Genomic DNA, 24915 nt, shown 5'->3' on the forward strand with positions numbered 1-24915 from the left:
TGGTAAACGCCCTGTTAATTTTTATGGTTAACGAAATCCGAAGTTTTATAGTTAGCGAAGGGGTTAACGGGGTTCCCGGCCGGATTGACCACATCGAACGCGCGGCTTAAATCGCGGCCATGGCCCTCAGAGAAATCATCATCCTGCCCGACAAGCAGCTGCGTCTGGTCTCCAAGCCGATCGAGAAGGTCACGCCGGAGATCCGCAAGCTTGCCGACGACATGTTCGAGACCATGTACGACGCGCCCGGCATCGGGCTCGCGGCGATCCAGATCGCGCAGCCGTTACGGCTGATCACCATGGACCTCGCCAAGCCCGATCAGGACGGCGAGACCAAGCCCGAGCCGCGCGTCTTCATCAATCCGGAAATCATCGCCTCCTCGGAGGACCTGTCGGTCTACGAGGAAGGCTGCCTGTCGATCCCCGAATATTACGAGGAGGTCGAGCGGCCCGCGAAGGTGCGGGTGCGCTACATGGATCTGGACGGCAAGGTGCACGAGGAGGATGCTGAAGGCCTCTACGCCACCTGCATCCAGCACGAGATCGACCATCTCAACGGCGTGCTGTTCGTCGACTATCTGTCAAAGCTCAAGCGCGACCGCGTGCTGAAGAAGTTCGAGAAAGCCGCCAAGCGCGCGGAGTGAGTAAGGTTTAGTGCTGCCTCGCACTCGCCTGCGCTCCCTCCCCCCTTGTGGGGGAGGGCGGGGGAGAGGGGTAGCCCAGGCGGAAGTCTCTCCGTCATCAGAATCGGGTGCGCACCGCGAACGCTCAAGCCGAGAGCGCGTCGTGTGGCACCCCTCTCCCTAACCCTCCCCCACAAGGGGGGAGGGAACGTACCGAGTCCTTGTCATGCCCCTCCGCCTGATCTTCATGGGCACGCCCGATTTCTCCGTGCCGACGCTGCTCGAGCTCGTCGCGCACGGCCACGAGATCGCGGCCGTATACACGCGCGCGCCGAAGCCCGGCGGCCGGCGCGGCCTGCAATTGCAGCCGACCCCAGTGGAAGAGGCCGCGCGAAAGCTCGGCGTGCCCGTGCTGACGCCGAAGACGCTGAAAACGCCGGAGGCGCTGGAAGAATTTCGCGCCTTCGACGCCGATGCGGCCGTCGTCGTCGCCTATGGCATGATCCTGCCGCAGGCGATCCTCGATGCGCCAAAGCTCGGCTGCTACAATCTGCACGCTTCGCTGCTGCCACGCTGGCGCGGTGCGGCTCCCATCAACCGCGCGATCATGGCCGGCGATGCCGAGAGCGGCGTGATGGTGATGAAGATGGATGTTGGCCTCGACACCGGCGACGTCGCCATGGCGGAACGGCTCGCGATCACGGACAACATGACCGCGGCGGATCTGCACGATCGTCTGTCCCGGCTCGGTGCCGATCTGATGGTGCGCGCCATGGCCGCGCTCGACCGCGGCGGGCTCCAGCTCAAAAAGCAGAGCGAGGACGGCGTCACCTATGCCGCCAAGATCGACAAGGCTGAAGCGCGGATCGACTGGACCAGGCCCGCGCGCAAGGTGCTGCGCCATATCCACGGCCTGTCGCCGTTTCCCGGCGCCTGGGCCGAGCTTGAGAATGCACGGGTAAAAATCCTGCGCTGCGAGCTGGCGAAAGGTGCGGGCGCACCCGGCGAGGTGCTCGACGACCATCTCACCATCGCCTGCGGCGAGGGCGCAATCCGCCTTATCGAGCTTCAGCGCGAAGGCAAGGCACGCATGCAGGCCGCGGACTTCCTGCGCGGCGTGCCGCTCAAGCCGCCGATGCGGCTGGCCTGATGCCCCGCTACAAGCTCATCATCGAATATGACGGCGCGCCGTTCTTCGGCTGGCAGGTGCAGGAGAGGCTGCCCTCGGTGCAAGGCGCGTTGGAGGCCGCGGTGAAGGCGATGACCGGCGCGGATGCGCGCGTGCACGGTGCGGGCCGCACCGATGCCGGCGTGCATGCGCGCGGCCAGGTCGCGCATGTCGATGTCGACAAGCAGTTTCCGCCGGGCCGTTTTCGCGACGGCTTGAACGCGCATCTGCGCCCGCATCCCATCGCCGTGCTCGAAGCTGATATCGTGCCGGATACTTTCGAGGCGCGCTTCTCGGCCGTGAAACGCCACTATCGCTATCGCATCGTCAACACCCGCGCCAATCTCGCGCTCGATGCCGGCCACGCCTGGCGCGTGCCGCGCCGGCTCGACGCCGATGCGATGCATGCGGCGGCACAGCGCCTGCTCGGCAAGCACGATTTCACCACCTTCCGCGACACCGAGTGCCAGGCCAAGTCGCCGGAGAAGACGCTCGATCAACTCGACGTGCTGCGCGAGGGACGCGAGATCACGATTCTCACCTCGGCGCGCTCGTTCCTGCACAGCCAGGTGCGCTCGATGGTGGGGTCGCTGATGTGGGTCGGTGAAGGACGCTGGACCGCCGACGATCTCTCCGCAGCGCTCGCCGCACGCAACCGCGCCGCCTGCGGCATCGTCGCCCCGCCGGACGGGCTGTACCTGATGCAGGTGGATTATTGATTGGGGTGAGGGCGCGCGCTCTCGCTCCATCCACCACTGTCATGCCCCGGCTTGACCGGGGCATCCAGTACGCCGCGGCCTCTCGGCTCAGTCGCTGCCGTCTCTGGAATACTGGATCGCCCGATCAAGTCGGGCGATGACAGCGGAGTTTGGGCGGGCAGAAGAGCCTACCCAAAATACCTCGCCAAGATCCCGCGATACACCTTCGTCAGCTGCTCCAGATCCCCCACCGGTACGCGTTCGTCGACCTGGTGCATGGTCTGGCCGACCAGGCCGAACTCGATCACCGGGCAATAGCTCGAGATGAAGCGCGCATCCGAGGTGCCGCCTGAGGTCGACAGCTCCGGCTTGCGGCCCGTCGCCTCCTCGATCGCGGACACCGCGAGTTCGGTGAACGGGCCGGGCTTGGTCACGAACACGTTCGAGTTCGAGGGCTCCCAGACGATGCGGGCGCGGATGCGGTTGCCGCAGGCTTTTGTCAGCCGCGTCTCGACCAGCTCGCGCAGGCTCGCCTGGGTGTGGTTGTCGTTGTAGCGGATGTTGAACTTTGCGCGGGCCTGTCCTGGGATGACGTTGTTGGCGGTGTTGCCGACGTCGACCGAGGTGAATTCGAGATTGGAAGCCTGGAATTGCGCGCTGCCACGGTCGAGCGGCTCGTCCGAGATGGCCACGATCAGCCGCGAGATATCAGGCACCGGATTGGCGGCGCGGTGCGGATAGGCGACGTGGCCCTGCACGCCGTCGACGTACAGCGTGCCGGATTGCGAGCCGCGGCGGCCGACCTTGATGGTGTCGCCGAGCGCCTCGACATTGGAGGGCTCGCCGAGCACGCAATGATCGAACTTCTCGCCGCGGTCCGCCGCCCATTGCAGCAGCTTGATGGTGCCGTTGATGGAAACGTCTTCCTCGTCGCCGGTGATCAGAAAGGAAATCGAACCTTTGCCGTCGCTGCGCGGCTTGCCGTCGTTCGCGGCGAGATGCTCCAGCACCGCGGCAACCGAGCAGGCGATGCCGCCTTTCATGTCGACCGCGCCGCGGCCGTGCAGAAAGCCGTCCTTCACCTCGCCGGAGAACGCGCCGACGCTCCAGGCGCTTTCGTCGCCCGGCGGCACCACGTCGGTGTGGCCGGCAAAGGTGATGTGCGGCCCGTCAGTGCCGATCCGCGCATAGAGATTGTCGACGTCGGCCGTGCCGGACTCGCTAAAGGTCACGCGGTGGCATGTGAAGCCTGCCGCGTTGAGGGCTTGTTCGAGCACGCCCAGCGCACCGGCATCGGCCGGGGTTACCGAGGGGCAGCGGATGAGATCGCGGGCAATCGAGAGAGCATCGGTCATGCGCCCCGCTTAACATGCATGCCGCCGGGTGGGCTAGCACTGGGCGGGACAAATTCGATCTCGCTCTGCTGGTCCCAGCTTTTTGCCGCAGGGGAGGCGGGCGCGGAGCCATCCTCAACGTCGGCCAGTGGATCGGGGCCGAACCGGTTGTCGCCGGAGGTGCCGGGCACAATGAACATTTCCACGAGGCCCCAAAACCACGGAATGTGCACGGCCCAGGCGAGGGCAACAACCCAGTTTGATGCGGTGGGCAGCAGGTCCGAGAACTGGTCGAACAACGCGGGCACGACGAAGAACGGAACCAGCCACCAGCCGCTCCGGTCGCGATCGTGCAGCCGCTTGGTCGCGGTCGCGAGGTAGATCCACAGGAATAGCGGGCTGCCGAGCACCTTGAGGATAAGGGTCGGACGATCAGTGGTTGCCAGCAGACGGTAGGCCCTGGGATCGACCACGTTGAAGATGTCGTCGACACCGAAATCGAAGTCGACCTTGAAGTTGAAGGCGAAGGTTGCGGCCCCGTTCAGCACCTTGATGGCCTGGTCGATCATCCCGAGCATGCAGGCCAGCAACATGACGATGAGCAGAGCCTGCCACAGCAGCGCGCGGTTGATGCGGCCGTCGAAGCGGAACAGATACCAGGTCCAGTCCATGCCAAAGGCTCCGGGCGGGAGAGGTCGCGCGGATGTTAGTCGAGATTGGGGGAGGGTGGGTTCGATGGACCCTCGGCGTCGTCCCGGCGAAGGCCGGGACCCATACCGCGGAATCTATCGGTCGTGGACGGTCGGCGTACCCAACTGCAAATCTTCGCCAAACCACTGCCTGTGGTTATGGGTCCCGGCCTTCGCCGGGACGACACCGACGGATCAGTCCCGCAGCAGCTCGTTGATGCTCGTCTTGGAGCGCGTGCGCTCGTCGACGCGCTTGACGATGACGGCGCAGGCGGTGCTCGGGCCGATCTGGCCGTTCTTCATGGGCTTGCCGGGCAGCGCGCCGGGAACGACGACGGAATATTCCGGCACCTCGCCGATGAAAATCTCGCCGGTCTCGCGGTCGACGATCTTGGTCGACGCACCCAGGAACACGCCCATCGACAGCACCGCGCCCTTGCGCACGATCACGCCCTCGGCGACCTCGGAGCGGGCGCCGATGAAGCAATCGTCCTCGATGATCACGGGCTCGGCCTGCAGCGGCTCGAGTACGCCGCCGATGCCGACGCCGCCGGAGATGTGCACGCGCTTGCCGATCTGCGCGCAGGAGCCGACGGTCGACCAGGTGTCGATCATGGTGGATTCATCGACATAGGCGCCGAGATTGACGAAGGACGGCATCAGCACGACGTTGCGGGCAATGAAGGCCGAGCGGCGCACGATGGAGCCGGGGACAGCGCGGAAACCGGCGTCGCGAAAGCGGTTCTCGCCCCAGCCGTCGAACTTCGAGGGCACCTTGTCCCACCAGGTCGCCTTGCCGGGGCCGCCGGGAATGGCGCCCATGTCGTTGAGGCGGAACGAGAGCAGCACCGCCTTCTTCAGCCATTGATTGACCTTCCACTTGCCGTCGGCGCCGCGCTCGGCAACGCGGGCCTCACCCTTGTCCAGGATCTCCAGCGCATGATCCACGGCCTCGCGGACCTCGCCCCTGGTCGAGGTCGAGACGCCGTCGCGCGCCTCGAAGGCGCCGTTGATGGTGGATTCGAGGGCGGACAGGGACATCGGGATTTCCTCAGAGACAGGCGGGAATTTTGACGGATTGGAGCGCTTTTTCGGGATTTGGGGGGACGGAGTCAAGCTTGGTTCGGGGTCATCACCCGCGAAGACCGTAGCCCGGAAGGAGCGAAGCGCATTCCGGGGCGGTCTCACCGCAACAAACCCCCGGATTTCGCTCGCGCTCCATCCGGGCTACGATTCAATGGGACAGCCTCTCCAAAAACCCCGACAGATCATCCGTGACGTGGTCGACATGAGCCGCATCACGGCCCGCCAGCTCCCAGTCCTCACGCACGACCTCTTTCGTCCCATCCGGTATCACCAGCACGGTGGTCATGCCGAGCTCGTGCGGGACGGTGAGGTTGCGGGCGAGGTCTTCGAACATCGCGGCGCGGGTCGGGTCGACCGCGTGGTCGGCGAGAAACTTGCGGTAGGTCTGCGGCGCCGGCTTCGGCTCGAAGTCGGCGGCGAGGATGTCGAACACGCCGTCGAAATGCCCAGCAAAGCCGAGCCGCGCCAGCACCGCATCGACATGATCGACCGAGCCGTTGGTCAGGATCAGCTTTCGTCCCGGCAGTTTTGCGATGGCCTCGCCCAGTGCCGGGTTCGGCTCCAGCGGGGAGTGGTCGATCTTGTGGACGTAGGCGAGATAGTCGTCGGCGCGTACGTTATGCAGGGTCATCATGCCGCGCATGGTGGTGCCGAAGCGCTGGTAATAATCCTTCTGGATCTTGCGCGCCTCCGCCGGCGTCAGATTCAGCCAGTTGCAAACGAACTCGGTGATCCGCGCATCGACCTGCTGCCACAGATTGACGTGGTGCGGATAGAGCGTGTTGTCGAGGTCGAACACCCAGGTGTCGACATGAGCAAAGGCGCGGGGTGATTTCATTTTCACTCTCTATCCGTTGACCGCAGCGGCGGCGCCCCACCCTCAATCGTCGTCCTGGCGAAGGCCAGGACCCATACTCCGTGACCGATCATTGGGGCACTCTGGTCGTCGTTCTTCGCCAAACCCAATCCTGGGGTAATGGGTCCTGGCTTTCGCCAGGACGACAGCGGAGTGCGTGGCACCGGAACGATCACAGCTCCACCATCACGGCATCGCAAACCGCAGCGTCTTGCCGCCGCTCGACATGTCCACCGCGCCGAAGCCCGTCGCCGCGAAACCGCGCGCGCCGCAGTCGGTCTGCTCGTTGGTCTCGAACTTGGTCTCGCGCGTGCAAAGCTGCCTGTCGCCGCCCCAGTTCAGTGGCTTGTCCTTCAGCTTGACGATTCGATTGTCGGCGTCGATGGCTTCCGCGAAGCTGAAGATCTGCTTCGGCTGGCCGCTCACGTCAGGGTGCAGGCAGGTCTTGGGGTCGATGCGATACCAGCCGCGGCTCGTCACCGACTTGCCGTCGTCGGTGGCGACCGCCGCCATCACCTTGTGCGTGGTGTCGTTGCACCAGGTGAGGCCGGTCGCAGACGGCGTCTGCACGGCATCGACCATGGTCTTGAAGAAGTTCGGCGACGACAGGATGTCGGACGACAATCCGCGGCTCTTCAGGAAAGCGGCCAGCGCGCCTTGCGTCTTCGGCCCGTCGACGCCGTCGATCGGCGCGGCGTCGTAGCCTGCGATCACCAAAAGCCGTTGGATGCCGGCGAGGCGGGCCTGCTCGTCGTCATATTCGGAATCCTCCGCGAGATAGGCGACGAAATTGCCGTCCGCGCCTTGCGTCGGGGTAATCTGGGTGAAGGCGGCCTGGGTCTGGCCGCTGCGGCACTGCCGCGCGGCCGCGATGACGAAATTGTCCTGCGCGACGCACAGCGTGTCGCTGCCGTTCTGCGGGATCGGGGATGCGCCGTAGACGCCGAGCGCGCGGGCGTTGAGCAGGATGCGGTCGGCGGAGAGCGTGCCCTGCACCACCACGCGGCAGGTGGCGGGATCGATCCTGAACCAGCCGCGGGTCGCGGTCGCCGCCTTGTCATCGATGCCGATCGCGGCCTCGACGACATAGGACATGCGATTGCAGATCTTGAGGTCGGCGACAGCCGGCGCGGAGGAGAACACAAACGAGACGGCCGCGGCGGGGAGCGTCATCAGGAAGCGTGTGAAGGCGGAACGACCGTGCCGCCGAGCTCTCCGCTCGTCATGCCCGGGCTTGTCCCGGGCATCCACGTTCTTGGCGCGGGACGAAAGGTCGTGGATGGCCGGGACATCTTCGCGAAGACGCGCTTCGCGCTGTTGCCCGGCCATGACGGCTTTCATGCGTGGCGCCTCATCTCTCACTTGTGGATCAGCGTTCCCGTGCCCGTGTTGGTGAAGAGCTCGAGCAGCACCGCATGCTGCATCTTGCCGTCGATGATGACGACACCCTCCACGCCCTGCTCGAGCGCGTAGATGCAGGTCTCGACCTTCGGGATCATGCCGCCGGAAATGGTGCCGTCGGCGATCAGCTTCCGCGCGTCCTTGACCGAGAGCTGCGGGATCAGTTTCTTGGACTTGTCGAGCACGCCCGGCACGTCGGTGAGCAGCAGCAGCCGCTTTGCCTTCAGCGCGCCGGCCACGGCGCCCGCGAAAGTGTCGGCGTTGACGTTCAGCGTCTGGCCCTCTTTCGAGGTCGCGAGCGGTGCGAGCACCGGAATCAGCTCATAGCCGATCAGCTGGTTGAGCAGCGTGAGATCGACCTTCTCGGGATCGCCGACGAAGCCGAGATCGACCGCCTTCTCGATGTGCGAATCCGGATCCATGATGGTGCGCGTCGTCTTGGACGCCTTCACCATGTTGGCGTCCTTGCCCGACAGGCCCACCGCCTTGCCGCCGGCCTCGTTGATGTAGCCGACGATCTGCTTGTTGACGGAGCCCGCAAGCACCATCTCGACGATCTCGATGGTGGCGGCGTCGGTGATGCGCAGGCCGGCGGCGAATTCCGAGACGATGCCGAGGCGCTTGAGCATGGTCGCGATCTGCGGCCCGCCGCCATGCACCACCACCGGATTGATCGCGGTCTGCTCGAGCAGCACGATGTCGCGGGCAAAATTCTTCGCGGTCTCCTCGTCGCCCATGGCATGGCCGCCATATTTGATGACGATGGTTTCCTCGTCATACTGCTGCATATGCGGCAGCGCTTCGGACAGGATGCGGGCCTGGTCGAGCGGAGAGATTTCGGTCATGAGGCGGATCTCGCTGGCGGGATACTCGGGCCGCGTTCTATCCGATTGGCGGGCGGGGCGCAAAGTGTGGCTGGCATGCCGCTCTCGTGTCCCGGACGCGGTGCGCGCGCAGTGCCGCGCTGCTGAGCCGGGATTCAGAAGCGGCATGGGCCCCGGCTCAGCAGCGCACCGCTGAAGCGCTGCGCTGCGTCCGGGGCACGAGACTTATTTCTTCACTACCGCCGCCGCGAGCGTCACCGCCAGCCAGCTCAAGATCATCACCGATCCACCGGTCGGCGCCGCATATGGAAACAGCGAATGGCCGGCATATTGCCGCAAGGTCAGGTCGCCCGCGAACAGCGCGGCGCCGGCTGCGAAGCCGGACGCGGCGATGATGCCAATTCCGCCGTGCAGAAGGCCGTGGCCGAGCAGGGCGACGGCCGCGAGTATGGCGGTTGCATGAAACAGCAGCATGGCGCTTGCGGCAGCGAGCCGGCTCGCATCGTCGCCATGCGCGGAGGCGGCGGCCAGCGCGACGCCGGCGGCGCCCATCAGACCGGCAAGCGCGATCAGCAGGCGGAATGCCGCCATCACGAGGTCCGCTCTTCCAGCAGCTTTGCGATCGCGGCGCGCAGCTCGGCCATGCCGGTCGCGCTCCGCGACGAGGTCGCGAGCACGTTGGGGAACGCGGCCGGACGTTTGGCGAGCGCGGCCTCGGTCTCGACGATGCGCGATTGAAGCTCGGTGGCCTTGATCTGGTCGGCCTTGGTCAGCACGAGCTGGTAGCTGACCGCGGAGCGATCGAGAGTCTTCAGGACTTCGAGATCGACGTCCTTGAGGCCGTGCCGCGCGTCGACCAGCACGTAGACACGCGCGAGGCTGGCGCGTCCGAGCAGGAATTTGTGGATCAGCTCGGTCCAGGACGCGACTTGGCTCTTCGGCGCCTTGGCATAGCCATAGCCGGGCATGTCGACGAGGCGCAGCTCGGTTTTGCCGGGGACCTCGAAGAAGATCAGCTCCTGGGTGCGGCCCGGCGTGTGCGAGGTGCGCGCGAGCGCGTTGCGGCCGGTCAGCGCGTTGATCAGGCTGGACTTGCCGACATTGGAGCGGCCGGCAAAGGCGATCTCCAGCCCCGCCATCGGCGGCAGCGTTTCAGTCGAGGGCGAGGCCCAGATGAACTGCCAGTCGCGCGTGAACAGCTTTCGCCCGACCTCGATCAGCTTCGCATCCTTGTCGTCATTCATGCGAAAGCTTTCTGTCTGTCCGCGTCATTGCGAGCGAAGCGAAGCAATCCAGAAATGCATCCGCGGAGGGACTCTGGATTGCTTCGTCGCAATGACGGCTACGTCGCCTCAGTCGTCAGTTTTTTTTTGAAGGAGTTTCGAATGTTGTCGAACAACTCCACCTTCACCCCGTTACGGCGCATGATGTAGCTCTGCTGGAGCACCGAGAGCGTGTTGTTCCAGGCCCAGTAGATCACGAGGCCCGCCGGGAAGCCCGCCAGCATGAAGGTGAAGATCAGCGGCATCCAGTTGAAGATCATCTGCTGCGTCGGATCCGGCGGCGTCGGATTCAGCTTCATCTGGAACCACATCGTGATGCCCATGATGATCGGCCAGATGCCGAGCGCGAGGTAGTGGCCGAACACAGGAATGGTGGTCGGATCGAACGGGATCAGCCCGAACAGGTTGAACAGATTGGTCGGGTCCGGCGCCGAGAGGTCCTTGATCCAGCCGAAGAACGGCGCGTGCCGCATCTCGATGGTGACGAACAGTACCTTGTAGAGCGAGAAGAACACCGGGATCTGGATCACCACGGGGAGACAACCGGCGACCGGGTTGATCTTCTCCTTGCGGTAGATCTCCATCATCTCCTGCTGCTGCTTCACCTTGTCGTCGGGGTAGCGCTCCTTCAGCGCCTGAAGCTGCGGCTGGACCGACTTCATCTTCGCCATCGAGGCGTAGGACTTGTTCGCCAAGGGGAAGAACAACAGCTTCACGATCACGGTCACGAGCAGGATCGAGATGCCGAAATTGCCGAAGAAGCGGTAGAAGAAGTCGAGGCCGAGGAACATCGGCTTGGTGATGAAGTAGAACCAGCCCCAGTCGATCAAAAGGTCGAAATGGTTGAGGCCGAGCTCCTTGTTGTAGCCGCCATGGCCGGCGAGCGGGAAGTTGATGCCGACAACGCCGGCTTCCTTGGCGCCCGCGAACAGCCGCGTGTTCGTCGTCGTCGTGCCGCCGATCGGGACCGTCTGCTCGCTCTGCAGATAGTCGGTCTGGTATCGGATCTGGGTGCCCGGTTCGGCGACGAAACGGGCCTTGAGCGTTGCCGACGTGTCGGGAAGCAGCGCAGACGCCCAATATTTGTCGGTAATACCGAGCCAGGCATTGGTGACGTTGTTGAATTCGAACCCGTGTCCGCCATTGCCGATCGCGGGTGCTTCGCCGACAGCCTTATAGGCCTTCTCCTGCAAGCCCTGCTCGCCCAGGTAACCGATCAGGCCTTCATGCAGGATGTAGTAGCCCGAGACCTGCGGCGTGCCGTGGCGCGAGATCAGTGCGAAGGGAAAGAGTTTGACCGGCGCGTTGCCGACATTGGTCACCTCGTCCTTGATGCTGAAGAGGTAGTGGTCGTCGATCGTGACGGTGCGGCGGAAGGTGAGGCCTTCGCCATTGTCGTATTTCAGCATGACCGGCGTGGACGGCGTCAGGCTGTTGGTGCCCTCCTGCTGCCAATCGGTGGTCCGGTCTGGCACCTTTGTGCCACCTGTCCCGGCCACCCAGCCAAATTCTGCATAATAGGGTTCTGCGGTGCCCGACGGCGAATAGAGAACGATCGGCGGCGACTTCGGGTCGACCGTTTCGCGATACTGCACCAGCGCAAGATCGTCGATGCGCGCGCCCTTCAAGGCAATGCTGCCGGTCAAGCGGGGCGTATCGATCTTGACGCGCGGAGAGGCCGCAATCGCCGCCTCGCGGCTGACGGTCGGCTGGCCCGGCTGATTGGCAGCCTGGGGAGCGGAGGGCGTGCCTGCGGTGCCGGGCTGCGGCGTGGCGCTCGGCGTCCCGGGAGCCGTCGGCTGCGGCGTGGTCTTCTGCAACTCGGCCTGCGCCTGTTGCTGGGCGCGCTGCTTCTCCATCGCCGGCATGTTGTAGAAATATTGCCAGGCGATCAGCACGAAGCCCGACAGAATGACGGCGAGGATGGTATTGCGGTTGTCGGTCATCATTCTCTCGTCATCAATCCGGTTTGCGGCTGGTCGCAGGAGCGGGGCCGGGCTTTAAGCCGTCGGTTCTTGGGCCGTCGGTTTTTTGGCCAGGTTTTGGGCCGCGTCCCTTGTGCGTATGCCGCGCGGACTTCGCGAACGCCATGCGCAGATCGTCGAGCATGGTGGCGAAGTCGCGCGAGAGCGCGTCCCTTCGGCCGACCAGCACATAATCATGATGGGGCTGCATCGACACCGGATCGAGCCGCTTCACCAGTTCGCGAAGCCGGCGCCGGATGCGATTGCGCTCGGGGGCGTTGCCGTTCTTTTTGGTGACGGTGAAGCCGATCCGGATCGGGCCGCTGTCGTCACGGTCAAGGCTTTGGCGGTCACGGCTTTGCAGGACGAACGCGGGACTATTCACCCGCGCGCCATTGGCAACGGCGAGGAAATCCGCTCGCTGCCTCAGCCGATCCATGATGAAATCCCAAAAAGGGGGTCCGGCTCAGGCGCTCAGACGCTTGCGGCCGCGGGCGCGGCGGGCGGCGAGCACCTTTCGGCCGCCGGCCGTGGCGAGACGGGCACGGAAGCCGTGACGGCGCTTGCGCACCAGTTTGCTGGGTTGATAAGTCCGCTTCACGGGTTTTTCTCCGCTGACCGGGCAATTTGCCTGTAGAATTGATGGTAAAGTCCGGAAGATGCTGCCCAAAACGGGCCTTTTTCGGCCCCAAGAGAGCCGCTCCCGGCCTCACACCGGGTCATCGCGGACAATTGGCCGGCTTATAAGCGAGCGCCTTCTTTTCGTCAACGCCGCACAAGCGCTCAATTCCGGCGAATATCGCTGTTTGTGCGGGGTTTTTAACCCTTGAGGTAGCGACTCGCCAGATCTGCGCTTACATCCGACTTTGGCAGATTGACGATCTGTAATTTGACCGCGCTGAGGGCGGGCCGCATCTTCATACGCGCCAAATCCCTTCACCCGGCGACATCTTCAATCCGGCAAAGGCAGCGAGGGCGAATTTCGTGGCAGCGACAGACCTCCAGCCGATCCAGGATGGGGATCAGCGGGACCCGCCGGCGGCGGTGCCGCGTGGGACGCGCGGGCTTGGGCTGTCCGGCAAGCTGCTGCTGCTCACCGTTCCCCTGGTGATGATCGCGGCCATCCTGCTCTACGTGCCGGCCATCGCCAACTTCTGGGTCAACCGACTCAACGACCGCGTCGCCGCGGCGAACACGGCAGCGCTGGTGCTCGATGCCGCGCCGCTCGGCATGGTCCCCGATTCGCTCTCGCGCGAGATACTGAAGAGCATCAATGCCCGCGCCGTCGCCATCAAGATGGGCCAGCAGCGCCGTCTGCTCGCCAGCGACAATCTGCCCGCCGCCATCGAGCACGACATCGACCTGCGCGACATGACGGCGTGGGAGGCGATCACCGGCTCCTTCCGGATGATGCTGGAGACCGGCAACCAGGCCATCCGGATCGTCGGGCCGGGCGTCGGCAATGCCCAGTTTATGGAGATCGTCACCGACGAGCTGCCGCTGCGGCAGTCGATGTACCGGTTCTCCCGCAACGTCGTGGTGGTCGCTCTGATCATCGCGGTGCTGACCGCGGGCCTCGTCTATCTCGCCATGCATTATCTCTTCGTGCGCCCGATGCGCCGGCTGACGGCGAGCCTGGTCGGCTTCCACGAAAACCCCGAAAGTTCGGCGGGGATCATCGTGCCGAGCCAGCGCAGCGACGAGATCGGCGTCGCCGAGCGCGAATTGTCGGACATGCAGCGCGACCTGATGTCGATGCTGCATCAGAAGAGCCGGCTCGCCGCCCTCGGCCTCGCCGTCTCCAAGATCAATCACGATCTGCGCAATCTGCTGGCCTCGGCGCAACTCCTGTCGGACCAGCTCGCCAGCGTGCCGGATCCGCGGGTGCAGCGCTTTGCGCCAAAACTCGTGCGCTCGCTCGAGCGCGCCATCGCCTTCTGCCAGTCGACCTTGTCTTACGGCCGCGCCCAGGAAGCCGCGCCCGACCGGCGCATGATCATGATCGAGCCGGTGGTGCTGGAGGTGCGCGAGACCGCCGGCCTTGCCTCCGACGCGTCGATCTCCTGGGTCGCTGCGATCGAGCGCGGGCTCGCGGTCGACGCCGATCCCGACCAGCTGTTTCGCGTGCTGCTCAACCTCGTCCGCAACGCCGCCCAGGCGCTGGAAAGCCATGCGTCGGCCGAGGGCGGCGCGCAGCAGATCCGGATCACGGGAAAACGCGAGGGCGCGGTCGCCATCCTCGAGGTCTCCGATACCGGCCCCGGCGTGCCCCAGAGGACCCGCGATCATCTGTTCGAGGCGTTCCAGACCTCCGGCCGCCCCGGCGGCAGCGGCCTCGGCCTTGCCATTGCCGCCGAGCTGGTCCGCGCCCATGGCGGCGACATCCATCTGGTCGAAGGCACCATCGGCGCCACCTTCCGGATCGTCATTCCCGACCGTCCCGTGGAACTGCTCTCCGTCCGCAACGAGCGGGCGCGGGCGTAGGTCGGCCGGCGGCCGAGCGCGGAAACCGTCATTTCCCGGCAAAATCTCCCCAATCCGGACCTTGCCAATCGGGGCAAGAGCGGTTAGTCAGAGCGCTCTTTCGCACCCCTCCGGCGTCCCCGGGGGCTGCCTGCGGGCCACGCCCGCACTGTCAGCGAAAAACGCGCCCGTAGCTCAGCTGGATAGAGCATCAGACTACGAATCTGAGGGTCGGACGTTCGAATCGTTCCGGGCGCGCCATTTACGCCAAAGCACGATATGGACAGCCTGCGGCTACCGTTCGACGCAAGCGCATCTTGATCTCCGCCGTTTTTCCCACAGCTCGCGCGCTGTTTGACCAGCTATATAGGTCTGATTTGGTCTGGTTGGCGCTGTGATGAAGTAGCAGTCATTAGCTCGCAGTAACCGACCTTTCACGGCGGCAGCGATCATGCGACGTCACGGTTCTCTATGCGGTACCACCTCGAAGATCAGGCAGGTCGTGCTCGCCTGGGCGAAAAGCCTGCCACTCGCATCCGACAAGCTCGCTTCCGCCATCGCTGTCTGGCGGCCCAGATGGATGGCGCGCCCGACCGCCTTCATTGGTCCGGACTCGCGATTGACGCCCCGGAGGTAATTCACCTTGATCTCCAGCGTCGTGTACGCCCGTCCGAAGGGAAGCTTGGTGTGGACGGCGCAGCCCATTACCGAGTCGAGAACCGTGGCGATTATGCCGCCATGGACTGAGCCGATCGGATTGTATTGCGACTCTTGCGGCTTCAGAACCATTTCAACGCTGCCATCCCCAACTCGGTCGATGCTGAAATCGACCAGACGGCAGATCGGCGGGAGCGGAACGTCGCCTCGAAGCATAGCTTCGAGGAAATCTCGCCCGCTCATCGTCTGACCTGCTGCGGCCAAGGCTTGCGGATCGTCCCAGCGAATTGTGCGCTCGCGCGGGAGCTGTGCGGATAGCGTTGGCATGTCCATCATCCAGCCAGGACGACTTTGCCAAACGGTCGATCCTCGATCAGATGGCGCAGGGCTTCGCCCGCTTCACCGAGGAGATAGACCCGCTCGACGACAGGTTTGACTGATCCGCCCACGATCAACGGAATGATGTCCCGCCATGCCGCGGCAACGTCGAGCGGTGACTGGGCGAACAAAGAGAACCCGCTCATACGCGCGCCTTTCCAGATCAGGTCTGTCACATCGATCGTAGTCTTGCGTCCGGCGGAATAGCCCAGCGTAATCAGCACACCGCCGAGTGTGAGGGTGCTCAGCGCCTCACTGGTCACGGTGCCGCCGATGCCATCGATAACGATGTCGACGCCCTTGCCGTCCGTTATCCGGCGCACGCCGTCGGCAAGATCTTCCGCGGAAAGGTCAATCACGTCTTCGAAACCAAGCTCGCGTGCTCTGGCAGCTTTCGCAGCGCTGCCGGCCGTTGAAATCACCTTGCCGGCGCCCTGTGCCCGCGCGAGCTGATAGGTCGCGTTGCCCACCGACCCACCGATTGCCGGAGCCAGCACCGATTTGCCCGGTTTGAACCCTGCGAGCGTCAGCGTGATCTGCGCCGTCAGATAGGCCACCGGGAGGCTGGCCGCGACGACATTGTCGATCGCGTCGGGCACGAGCGCTGCATCTTTGGGGCTCACCAGCAGCCATTCTTGCCATGCGCCGTTTTCGCGAACGCCATAGGGACCGGCGAACATCACGCGACTTCCCACCGCCAAACCGGAGTCGCCGGCATCCTCGATCACGCCGACGCCTTCATTGCCGAGCACCAACGGCGCCTTCGCCCGGGGCAGTCCACCCGACAGAATTGTGTGATCAAGCGGCGTGACGCCGGCGGCCGTGACGCGAACCAGCAACCTGTCCTTTGCCGGTTTCGGTTTGAGCAATTCGATCTGCCGCAGCCCGCCATAGCCGGAGAACGTTTCCGCCTGCATCGCACGCATGGATATCTCTCCATTAAAGTTACAGACCTGTTAGTAACTTTTGTATTACGGACAGGTCTGTAACATTGTCAAACGATAAGTCGTCAAGGCGAGAGCAAGCGGATATGGAGACAGTAACCCGACCCCGGCGGGGCGCCCCGCCAAAGGGCGAAGTGAGCGCCCGCGAGCGTATCCTTGCGACGGCAAGCGAACTGTTTTACCGCGAAGGCATCCGCGCCATCGGCGTAGACACGGTCGTCGAGCGATCCGGTGTCTCGAAGACGAGTCTCTATCGCCTTTTTGAATCGAAGGACGCTTTGATTGCTGCCTTCGCCGCCGAACAGGATCGGTTGTTCTGGGCGTGGTGGGATCGTATTGAAGACCAGCACGCGGGTGATCCACGCGCTATTCTCGAGGCGCTGCTATCCGGTATCGCAAAGCGGATCACGCACCCCGCCTATCGCGGTTGTCCGTTCCTCAACCTAGCGACGGAATTTCCTGACGACAACCATCCGGGCCGGGTCATCGCCCGGCGCAACAAGGAGGAAATGCGGACGAGGCTTGCGGCCGTGCTTGGCAAACTTGGCGTCGGCGATCCCAACCGCACCGCGTCACAAATAGCGCTGATCATTAACGGCGCATACGTCACGGGCCTCATCGCACAACCGGCTGATCTGAGGGGCGACCTCAGCGATGCCGTCATGAAGTTGTTGGTCTAATGATTCCATCGCTTGAGCGCGCTAAATCACAGGCGATCACACGTCTTCGGGTTCTGACGTGATTTTGAATACAGCATCATAGCGCCACGGCGAAGCAATAGTGCCCATCTTCATCGGGCGCGGCGCGCCATTTCGGAATACGCGATCAGCGCCGATTTCCCCACCCGACCCGTTCGGTTTCATCCCCAGCGGCGTATGCGATTTCGCGATTACAACTCGCTGCACTGCTTCCAGGATTCCGCGTGCCGTAACAAAGCCCGCTTTAGCGCCGCCCAACTTCCTGCGCCGCCGGGTCCGAACCGAGCCCCTTGCTCGTCAGCAAACGGCTGAACTGATCGGCGGAAAAAAGCTGCCCGTCCGGAGCCGTGATCGAAACCACAAAACCATTCACCGCGTGCTTGCGGGCCACGATCACCGCAACGATCGCGCTGTCACGGAAATCCACGGTGCGGCAGTCGTCTTTAATAGCTTCGATGATAAATGACATTTGGCCCATGACCACAATTGGCACGCGCCAATTGCGCGCCTGACAATTCAACCCCGTATCGGTGAAAATGATATTGCCGCCAAGCCAGCTATTGACCCGATGGAACAGCGACCATACCCATATTGGGGGAAACAGCAGACCGGTCCTGCCTCAGGCGCGGTGCGCCACTGATACATAGAACCGGCTTGTGGGCGTCGAACCGGAAATCCGTAGAAACGGGCACTGGCCATGGTTGGTACGACTGAAGGCGAGGAAATCGCGTCGGATTTGATCCGAACCGTCTCCCGCCACTCGTTGGCTTACATGCTGTGCGCAGCCAGCGAAATGTTCCGCCACTACGATTTCGATCCGCTGGACTTGATGATCATTCATGCGGTCTTGAACGCCAACGTTCTCAAGATCATGAAGAACCCCGAACTGGACCGGCAATTTGGCAGCATCCAGGCGGTTGAGCCGGATCAGATCAAGCAGGGCGTTTCCCGTGCCGCCCTGTCCCGCTTTTTCGGTCTGCCGATCGAAACCGTGCGGCGGCGCGCCGATCGGTTGAAGAAGCAGGGCATTTTCCGCGAGACCGACCAGGGACTGATCGTCACCGAAGCCAACCAGTTCAAGTTCGGCAATAATCACGAGCTGCAGAGAACCAACATGCTCCTGGTGCGGAAATTCCTCCGTGACCTGACGGAAGCGGGCGTTGAGCTACCCGGCGGGATTTGACGGCCGGATCCAGCGTTTGTTTGCCCGTGGCATCATGGCGCGAAGGCGAGACAATCCGGTCGGATCTGCTTCGCGCATCGCTGCCCTGTGAGGTTCGGCACGCAACATCACCTGTAATCTGCTTCACACGCAAACGCGCCCAATGACACTCGATGGGAATCAGGCGCGCCTCCACGCGGCCTGTTCGGAGCTGGCAATGATGGCTGCATTGGCAAAGGCGATATCCCGGGCGACGAGAACCGACGTTGATGTTGAAACTCTGAAAGTCCTCGTGACCTTCTCGGGCGCGTGCTTGCTGCTCTCTCTGGTTGCCGCAATGATCAACGGACAGGCTGCCAGCGCCGCTTTGTTTTGAGATCCGGCGCGGCATAATCCGGCGCCAGGTCGTCGAAGCGCACAAGAAAACTCATTCGCAAGCGCGTGCATTCGGTGTCGCCCGGTGCCCGGACGCGCGGGACCGCTCTACGCGCAGGGCCGTGCGTCGTCTCTTAACGAACCGTTTACCGAGCTTCGCGGCCGCCGTAACCGCGGGTTAACCATGGATATTTACGGTGTAGCAAGTCTCTAGGCTGTGCCTGTCAGTTGATTTCGAGTCCAATTCCATGGCGTTCGGTAGAAGCGCATCTCCGCGAAGCATCGCCCCGACGGAGCCCGCGGCTTCGTGGGAAGCGCCGCGGGCTGCGGCGGCGACGCCCGACAACACAGCACCCTCGCTGATCAAGGGATCGCTGACCCTCACCGGTGCGTTCTCTTTCCTGCGCGAGAACGGCCGGCGCATCCTGATGCTGGCGCTGGCACTTTTCGCGCTCGGCCTCGTCGTGCTGATGGTGCTGCCGGTCCGGTATGCCGCGACGGCGCTCGTCGTGGTCGATCCCCGCGAGCTGCGCGTCACCACGGATCAGGACGTGCTGCCTGGCATCGGCCAGGACGCCGCTGCGCTTCAGAGCCAGATCGAGATCGCCAAGTCGGACGGCTTTCTCCGGCCCTTGATCGAGAAGCTCAAGATCGCCGACGACGAAGATATCGCAGGCGGTCATACCGACATGACGCGCCTGCTCGAAAAACTCCGCAGCCGTCTTGATATCTCGCGTCGTGGCCTGACCTACGTCATCGCCATCTCGTTCACCTCGAACAATGCGGAGCGGGCGGCTTATTATGCCAATGCCATCGCAGAGGCGTTCGTCGCGACCCAGAGCCGCGTCCGCAGCGATGCGACGGACGAGGCGGCCGACTGGCTCAAGGACCGGCTGAAGGCGCTGAACGAGCGCCTGCGCGTCTCGGAAGACGCCGTCGCAGCCTTCCGACTCGAGCACAAGATCCTCAATGCCGGCAAGGATTCCACCACCCAGCAATTGCGGGTGACTGACCTGAACCAGCAGGTCTCCGCCGCTCGCGCGCGCACCGAGGAAGCCAAGGCGCGTTACGAGCAGGTGCAGCGCGATCTCAAGGCCAATGTCGAAGGTCCGGTGAAGCAGGATCTCCTGAGCATGCTGCGCGCGCAGCGCTCGACCCTGAACGACCAGATCGCACAGAAGAAGGCGGTCTACGGCGAGCGCCATCCTGATCTTGCGATTTCCTACAGCCAGTTGGCTGACATCAACAGGCAGATCGAGGTCGAGCGGAAGAAAAACATCGACACCGCGAAATCCGAATACGAGGCCCAGCTCGAGCAGCAGGCTGCGCTGGAGAAGCAGCTCAAGGCGGTCGAGACGCAGATGCTGGTGGACGGTCAGGCGCTCGTGAAGCTGCAGGAACTGCAGCGCGATGCCGATGCCAACAAGAACATCTACGAGCAGTTCTTGTCGCGGTTCAAGACGACCAACGAGCAGCGTCAGCTTCAGAGCTCGCAGACCAAGATCGCCTCGCCCGCGATCCCGCCGCTGCGCTCCACGCGTCCGCCGCTCGCGCTGCTGCTCGCCGCGCTCGCGATCGGCTCGCTGCTGACGTCAACCGCTGCGGTTGCGGCAATGACGAGCATGTCCGACAAGTCCGATCCTGCCGAGGCTCCGGCTCGAACGCCGGCGCATGCGGAGGCGAGGGAGATGCTCAAGCGGCAAGTCCAGCGTCCGGCTCCGGCCGTGCAGCAACCCGAGGCGATGCCGAACCTTCCGGTCTGGTCCCGCATTCCCGAACTGATGTCGGGAGCTGCGCCCAACACTGTCTGGCAACGACCGATTGCCGCCACAGCCGAACTCGATCTCGGCACTTACTTGCGTCCGCTGCTCGAGCGTATCGATCGTGCCCCGGCGCGTGGCTGCAAGGTCGCCCTCGTGCTGTCGGTCGGCAAGAGCGCCGGCGGCAACACCGTTGCGCGCTCCCTCAACCGCGCGGCGGTCGATCGCGGGATGATGAGCGTGCTGATAAGACTGCAGCCGGAATTCGCGGGCGCCCAGCCGCCGGTGACCGAATGGCAGGACGGCTCCACCACTGCGGGGCTCCAGTCGATCGACGAGCTGCTGAGCGCCGGCAGGAAGGCCAATGCGCGGCCAGAGGACGACATTCGCTCGGAGTTCGACCTGATCATCGTCCATGCGAACAATCTTGCCTTGCAGCCAGATGCGATCGCGCTCGCCGCGCACGCGGACCTGATCATCCCGGTGGTGCGCGCCGGCGAGCTCGGTTCGGCGGCGATGCGACGGGTGACCGCCGCGCTATCGAAGTACGACGCCATCCCGACCGGCCTCGTCGTCAATCATGCGCCCGCGGGCTCTGCCGCGCCTCACCCCGGCGGCGGCCCGCTTAGCAGGGCGATTTGACGATGGCGACGTGCCGTCGTCTGCTCCTCTCCACGATCTTGCTGTCCACGATCTTGATGCCAATGTCGCTCGCATCAGTGGCATCGGCCGAAACTTGCGTGCCTGTCCCGCAGACCGTCGCGCCGGACAGGCTCGCCGCGCTGTCGCGCGGGTTCAATGCCGACGGCTGGATCAATGGCGAAAAATCCGCGCCTCCAACTCGCGAGTTGCTGCAGCAACTTCGCAAGGCAGGGATGAGTCATGTCCGCTTGCCGGTACCGGCCGAGCGCGTGATGCTGCGCTTCACCTCGAACGCGGAACGCGATGAGACGCTCCGGGCGCTCGACAAGGCATTGAAGCAGCTCATCTCGCTCGGCTATTCAATCTCCGTCGATCTTCATTCCGGCGATCGTTTCAATCGCCTGCACAAGGACGACGCCGACGCGTCGCTGCGCGAGCTGGAGGATGCATGGGGCACGCTCGCGCGGGTCATTCAATCGTTTCCGGCCGACCGCGTCTTTGCCGAGCTGCTCAATGAGCCCGACATCGAAGCAGATAGATGGCAAAAGCAGGTCGAAACGCTCGCTGCCTTCGTTCGACACTTGCTTCCCGCGACCACGCTGATCGTCGGCCCGGTCGATTGGCAACGCGCCGACTCGCTGCCGCGGTTTCGCCCGTTGCCGGATCCAAACGTCGTCTACGCCATCCATTTCTACGATCCCATGGTGTTCACACACCAGGGCCATTGGGACGTGCAGGATCCGCTGCACGACATCACGGATCTGCCTTATCCGATCAGCGCCGGCGATCCCGGGGTTCGGGCGCTCCGCCGGGACTTGCAGGACAGAGGCGCGACGAAGGCGCTCGGCATGCTCGACACGGCGATTGCCGTCGCCAGGGACAAGCCGGATGTCAGCCGCTGGCTCAAGCCCGCGATCGCGTGGCAGCAGCAATTTTCGCGCCCGATCATCATCAACGAATTTGGCGTGTTGAAAGCCGCGGCACCCCGGGACAGCCGCGCGCGCTGGCTCGCGGCCGTGACCGCATATGCGCGGGCGCATTGCTGGGGCTGGACGCATTGGGAGCTGGCGCAGGGATTCGGCCTGCTCGAAAACGGCACAGGCAAGCCCGATCCCGACGTCATGCGCGCGCTGCTCGGCGCGACCAGGCCCGGCCGGCGCTGAACCCGGTCCGCCATCGTTAACGAATCCTTACGCTTCCTGCCGCTATCGTGGCCGCCGCGCTGCGCCAAAGGACGAGTCATGAGTGGCGGGACCTCACCGCATCTTCAAGCCGTGCAGGCGGGCTGTCCCGAGCCAACGCGTTCGCCTTCACGTTCGCCTTGGCGCGAGCTGATCCCGACGCTCTGCATCGCCCTCGCAACCATCGGCTTTGTGCCGGTCCTGCACGTGGCGAGCCCGGTCCTGTCTCTGACCGTCGAAGTTCTCGTCGCCATCGCCATCGTGGTTGCGGTTCCAACCTACGCGCCGGCCATCGCTATCTTCGTCCTGTTCTTCCAGAACCTTTTCGTCTCGATCCTGTCGCCGCTGATTTCGGCGCCGTCCGACCTGGACTTCATCAAAGGCTACAATTTTCTCGTCTGCTCCGTGATGTGGCTGACGACGTTTGGGCTGTACGTCGCCGGCCAAAGGAACAGGTCGACGGACGTCAATCAAATCATGCGCTGGGGTGTCGTGACCCTCGCCGTGGTGTCGTTGTATTTTGCGATCGGCTTCGTGCAGGATGGCCAGGCGGCAACGGTCTATCTGCGCAACATCGTGCTGCCGCTGTTCCTGTTCCAGCTCTCGCTGCTGACGGCCGCGACCTATGAGGTTCGCGCCACGCCATTCCTGGTGACGCTTGGAGCCATTCTGATCCTGTGCGGATACGTCGAGTTTGCGTTTCGGGATTTCTGGCTGGCCATAACCAACGGCTACACGTTCTGGGGTTTCGACGAGCTCAAGGCGGCCCGTTCCGGCGTTTGGGAAGCCGAGATGCGCGCTACCGGCAACGTACCGGTCGATCTGAAGGATCGCTTCAGCTTCGACTTTCTCAATACGCCCCTGCTCGAAGGGTTCGGCCTGTCGAAGATCCTCCGCATCCACGGACCGAATATGCACCCGATCAGCTTCGCGTACGGGATCGCTTTTTTCGGGCTTTTCCTGTTTTCGGTAGGGCGTCCGGTTCTGGCCCTTGTGGCGTTGCCGCTGCTGATCGTTTGCAGCGTCAAGGGAGCGCTCATCGTGGTGGTTTTCGTGGCTGCGGCCTGGATATCGACCCGTCTGCTCGGCGCCGTGGTGACGCTATGGCTCGGCTTCGTGGCGTTGATCGTGTTTGCAATTGCCGCGATCCGCGTTGGCTTGCAGATCGGCGACTATCACGTTCTTGGCCTCATGGGCGGCTTGAACGGATTTCTCGAAAAGCCGTTTGGCCGCGGCCTGGGAGTTGGCGGAAATCTCTCGGACGACTATTTCTCGATCGACTGGAGCGCCGCGCAGGCCGCCGGAACGACCAACGGCGCCGTCGAGAGTGCGATCGGCGTCCTGCTGTACCAGATGGGCATCGCGGCCCTCGTTCCGCTGGCGTTTCATTTCGCGGTGGCGCTGAAGGCCTGGCGTCTTTATGCGTTCTCCGGATATTTGACGCAGGGGCTCGCAGGCTTCGGCGTCATGGTCGTGCTGCTGAATGGATTGTTTCAGGAAGAGGCCTTGTTCGCGCCGCTGGCGCTTGGGCTCATGCTCTCGCTCGCCGGGCTGGTCATCGGCAGCCACATCAGGGCGCAGACGGTCTCGGCTCCGGATGCCGACCCGGAGCGGCTGGCACACTACCAGCCCGCGACGTAGCCCGTAGCTCACCAGCCGACGGTCACCCAAGCCTGCGCCTTTTTCCGCCATTCGTCGTCGAAGCGGGCCGCGATGTCCTTTGCCGCGTCCTGCGAGAGAAGCTGCTCGATAGCGGATGTTTCGATGTCGCCAATATCGGGAACGCCGGTGTATCCGAGATTGACAAGCCGCTTGGCAAAGGGCGGGTGCGTCGCGTCCGGATCGTGCTCGCGCGTCAGGCCCGCGACGGCAGCCGCGGTCATCGGCTCAGGCGCCCTGATGTCCCCGAGCTGGTTCAAGACCCGCTCGAAGGGCGGGCGGGGTGCATGGATGGCGCCCAGCACCTCTTTCTCCAAAGGGGCGTAGATGAGATCGGTGAGACGCGTTCCGCACGCCTCCATCAGGACCAGCGCCCGCGCCATCTCGGCGCGGCCAACTTGTTCGGCGGCCCCGAGATCGGCGTAAAGCTCGTTCTCTCGCGACAGGGTGCGATATTCCCTGTCGAGCCATTCGAGCACGGAGCGGAGCAGGGCTCGGGCAATGCGTCCCGTGATGGTGTGGTCTGGATCGGCGTAGAACAGCACGTTCTCGGAGGCCGCGATGAAATCCGAAAGGTTGATGCTTCCCGAGGTATGGCGAAGCCGGGCATGGGCCACTTCATGGGCGATGACCGCGCGAACTGCACGCTCATCCAGGATGATCAGCAGTGGCAGGCCGACGATCATCGTGATCTGCCGCCCGAACAGCCCGGCGTATCGGCTGACCTCGCTGATCGATGCGTTGAAATTGGTGTCGATCCGCAAGCTGCGGTTGGATCGGACGAAGCCATGGTCGAGCTCCTTCCACGCCGCCCAGAGGCCTGGGGCGGTCTCCTCGCTCGCCTCGAAACTCCGATGCTTTGGCGTGGGCAGGAGCAGCAGGCCAATGGCGACCGCCACCGCGGCCGTGAATATGGAGAACACGATTGGTGCGGTCGCCAGCGTCGCGACCGTGTAACGATCCATTGCCATCAGCCAGACAGCCAGCATCACGCAGGCCAGTGCCACGACCGGAAGAACGGCGTAGCGGCCAAGACGCAGGATGATCGTCAGGGCAAGGCGTCTCATCAG

The 24915-nt window shown here is 63.8% G+C and carries 25 protein-coding genes and 1 tRNA gene; 11 read left to right on the plus strand and 15 right to left on the minus strand.

Annotation, left to right across the window (positions count from 1 at the left end):
• Positions 1 to 119 precede the first annotated feature (119 nt).
• The 3 genes from def to truA all read left to right on the plus strand — a co-directional run bounded on the left by def (position 120) and on the right by truA (position 2510).
• Positions 120 to 644 (plus strand): peptide deformylase, encoded by a 525-nt coding sequence (gene def / locus ABIC03_RS32310; RefSeq protein WP_007604684.1) that lies wholly within the window; start codon positions 120 to 122, stop codon positions 642 to 644.
• Positions 645 to 849: 205 nt separating this feature from the next.
• A complete protein-coding gene (gene fmt, locus ABIC03_RS32315; RefSeq protein WP_354064110.1) occupies positions 850 to 1773 on the plus strand; it encodes a methionyl-tRNA formyltransferase in 924 nt (307 codons plus the stop codon).
• Positions 1773 to 2510 (plus strand): tRNA pseudouridine(38-40) synthase TruA, encoded by a 738-nt coding sequence (gene truA / locus ABIC03_RS32320; RefSeq protein ID WP_354064112.1) that lies wholly within the window; start codon positions 1773 to 1775, stop codon positions 2508 to 2510. Before fmt ends, truA begins: the two co-directional genes overlap by 1 nt.
• A 167-nt stretch (positions 2511 to 2677) precedes the next feature.
• Here the strand turns inward: truA and dapE are convergent, their stop codons facing one another.
• The 11 genes from dapE to rpmH form a co-directional block, all read right to left on the minus strand.
• Complete coding sequence (dapE, locus tag ABIC03_RS32325; protein ID WP_354064114.1) at positions 2678 to 3844, minus strand: succinyl-diaminopimelate desuccinylase; 1167 nt, start codon at positions 3842 to 3844, stop codon at positions 2678 to 2680.
• A complete protein-coding gene (locus ABIC03_RS32330) occupies positions 3841 to 4494 on the minus strand; it encodes a DUF805 domain-containing protein (RefSeq protein WP_354064116.1) in 654 nt (217 codons plus the stop codon). Before ABIC03_RS32330 ends, dapE begins: the two co-directional genes overlap by 4 nt.
• A 213-nt stretch (positions 4495 to 4707) precedes the next feature.
• Positions 4708 to 5553, minus strand: coding sequence for a 2,3,4,5-tetrahydropyridine-2,6-dicarboxylate N-succinyltransferase (gene dapD / locus ABIC03_RS32335; RefSeq protein ID WP_354064118.1), 846 nt, complete (start codon positions 5551 to 5553; stop codon positions 4708 to 4710).
• Positions 5554 to 5746: 193 nt separating this feature from the next.
• Positions 5747 to 6436, minus strand: coding sequence for a pyrimidine 5'-nucleotidase (locus ABIC03_RS32340; protein WP_354064120.1), 690 nt, complete (start codon positions 6434 to 6436; stop codon positions 5747 to 5749).
• Positions 6437 to 6640: 204 nt separating this feature from the next.
• Positions 6641 to 7627 carry a DUF1036 domain-containing protein gene (locus tag ABIC03_RS32345; RefSeq protein WP_354064162.1) on the minus strand — a complete coding sequence of 329 codons (987 nt, stop codon included), beginning with the start codon at positions 7625 to 7627 and terminating at the stop codon, positions 6641 to 6643.
• A 185-nt stretch (positions 7628 to 7812) separates the two neighbouring features.
• Positions 7813 to 8700 carry an acetylglutamate kinase gene (gene argB / locus ABIC03_RS32350; RefSeq protein WP_007597683.1) on the minus strand — a complete coding sequence of 296 codons (888 nt, stop codon included), beginning with the start codon at positions 8698 to 8700 and terminating at the stop codon, positions 7813 to 7815.
• 204 nt (positions 8701 to 8904) lie between these two features.
• The gene (locus tag ABIC03_RS32355; RefSeq protein WP_354064122.1) at positions 8905 to 9270 is read right to left on the minus strand and encodes a DUF423 domain-containing protein; all 366 of its coding nucleotides are present in this window, start codon (positions 9268 to 9270) and stop codon (positions 8905 to 8907) included.
• Positions 9270 to 9923 carry a ribosome biogenesis GTP-binding protein YihA/YsxC gene (yihA, locus tag ABIC03_RS32360; protein WP_275172865.1) on the minus strand — a complete coding sequence of 218 codons (654 nt, stop codon included), beginning with the start codon at positions 9921 to 9923 and terminating at the stop codon, positions 9270 to 9272. Before yihA ends, ABIC03_RS32355 begins: the two co-directional genes overlap by 1 nt.
• A 98-nt stretch (positions 9924 to 10021) precedes the next feature.
• Entirely contained in the window at positions 10022 to 11908 is a 1887-nt protein-coding gene (gene yidC / locus ABIC03_RS32365; protein WP_354064124.1) for a membrane protein insertase YidC, read from the minus strand.
• Positions 11909 to 11921: 13 nt separating this feature from the next.
• Positions 11922 to 12365 (minus strand): ribonuclease P protein component, encoded by a 444-nt coding sequence (rnpA, locus tag ABIC03_RS32370; protein WP_354064126.1) that lies wholly within the window; start codon positions 12363 to 12365, stop codon positions 11922 to 11924.
• A gap of 27 nt (positions 12366 to 12392) precedes the next feature.
• Positions 12393 to 12527: a 50S ribosomal protein L34 gene (gene rpmH / locus ABIC03_RS32375; RefSeq protein ID WP_008542748.1), complete on the minus strand. Its 135-nt coding sequence runs from the start codon at positions 12525 to 12527 to the stop codon at positions 12393 to 12395.
• Positions 12528 to 12910: 383 nt separating this feature from the next.
• Between rpmH and ABIC03_RS32380 the strand changes: the two genes are divergently transcribed.
• Together ABIC03_RS32380 and ABIC03_RS32385 are read left to right on the plus strand one after the other, a co-directional pair.
• Complete coding sequence (locus ABIC03_RS32380; RefSeq protein WP_275172863.1) at positions 12911 to 14410, plus strand: ATP-binding protein; 1500 nt, start codon at positions 12911 to 12913, stop codon at positions 14408 to 14410.
• Between the two features lie 163 nt (positions 14411 to 14573).
• Positions 14574 to 14650 (plus strand) — tRNA-Arg (locus ABIC03_RS32385).
• A gap of 198 nt (positions 14651 to 14848) precedes the next feature.
• On the opposite strand, the gene ABIC03_RS32390 is transcribed toward ABIC03_RS32385, so the two are convergent.
• Both ABIC03_RS32390 and ABIC03_RS32395 read right to left on the minus strand, forming a co-directional pair.
• On the minus strand, positions 14849 to 15373 hold the full coding sequence (locus ABIC03_RS32390; RefSeq protein ID WP_354064128.1) for a PaaI family thioesterase: 525 nt from the start codon (positions 15371 to 15373) through the stop codon (positions 14849 to 14851).
• Positions 15374 to 15378: 5 nt separating this feature from the next.
• Positions 15379 to 16350 (minus strand): quinone oxidoreductase family protein, encoded by a 972-nt coding sequence (locus ABIC03_RS32395; RefSeq protein WP_275172821.1) that lies wholly within the window; start codon positions 16348 to 16350, stop codon positions 15379 to 15381.
• A gap of 152 nt (positions 16351 to 16502) precedes the next feature.
• On the opposite strand from ABIC03_RS32395, the gene ABIC03_RS32400 reads away from it, so the two are divergent.
• The gene (locus ABIC03_RS32400) at positions 16503 to 17048 is read left to right on the plus strand and encodes a TetR/AcrR family transcriptional regulator (RefSeq protein WP_342761063.1); all 546 of its coding nucleotides are present in this window, start codon (positions 16503 to 16505) and stop codon (positions 17046 to 17048) included.
• Between the two features lie 262 nt (positions 17049 to 17310).
• Here the strand turns inward: ABIC03_RS32400 and ABIC03_RS32405 are convergent, their stop codons facing one another.
• Positions 17311 to 17535, minus strand: a complete 225-nt coding sequence (locus ABIC03_RS32405) for a hypothetical protein (RefSeq protein WP_275172819.1) — start codon at positions 17533 to 17535, stop codon at positions 17311 to 17313.
• Between the two features lie 267 nt (positions 17536 to 17802).
• Between ABIC03_RS32405 and ABIC03_RS32410 the strand changes: the two genes are divergently transcribed.
• The 5 genes from ABIC03_RS32410 to ABIC03_RS32430 all read left to right on the plus strand — a co-directional run bounded on the left by ABIC03_RS32410 (position 17803) and on the right by ABIC03_RS32430 (position 23827).
• The gene (locus tag ABIC03_RS32410) at positions 17803 to 18249 is read left to right on the plus strand and encodes a hypothetical protein (protein WP_275172818.1); all 447 of its coding nucleotides are present in this window, start codon (positions 17803 to 17805) and stop codon (positions 18247 to 18249) included.
• Between the two features lie 196 nt (positions 18250 to 18445).
• Entirely contained in the window at positions 18446 to 18604 is a 159-nt protein-coding gene (locus ABIC03_RS32415; protein ID WP_275172817.1) for a hypothetical protein, read from the plus strand.
• A 247-nt stretch (positions 18605 to 18851) separates the two neighbouring features.
• The gene (locus ABIC03_RS32420; protein ID WP_354064132.1) at positions 18852 to 21005 is read left to right on the plus strand and encodes a GumC family protein; all 2154 of its coding nucleotides are present in this window, start codon (positions 18852 to 18854) and stop codon (positions 21003 to 21005) included.
• Between the two features lie 98 nt (positions 21006 to 21103).
• Entirely contained in the window at positions 21104 to 22168 is a 1065-nt protein-coding gene (locus tag ABIC03_RS32425) for a glycoside hydrolase family 5 protein (protein ID WP_354064134.1), read from the plus strand.
• A 78-nt stretch (positions 22169 to 22246) separates the two neighbouring features.
• On the plus strand, positions 22247 to 23827 hold the full coding sequence (locus tag ABIC03_RS32430) for a hypothetical protein (RefSeq protein ID WP_354064136.1): 1581 nt from the start codon (positions 22247 to 22249) through the stop codon (positions 23825 to 23827).
• An 8-nt stretch (positions 23828 to 23835) separates the two neighbouring features.
• Here ABIC03_RS32430 and ABIC03_RS32435 read toward each other — a convergent pair whose 3' ends face one another.
• Entirely contained in the window at positions 23836 to 24912 is a 1077-nt protein-coding gene (locus ABIC03_RS32435; RefSeq protein ID WP_354064138.1) for a M48 family metallopeptidase, read from the minus strand.
• Positions 24913 to 24915: the final 3 nt, after the last annotated feature.

Origin of the sequence: Bradyrhizobium sp. RT6a (assembly GCF_040547675.1) — a bacterium.
Classification (GTDB): Bacteria; Pseudomonadota; Alphaproteobacteria; order Rhizobiales; family Xanthobacteraceae; genus Bradyrhizobium.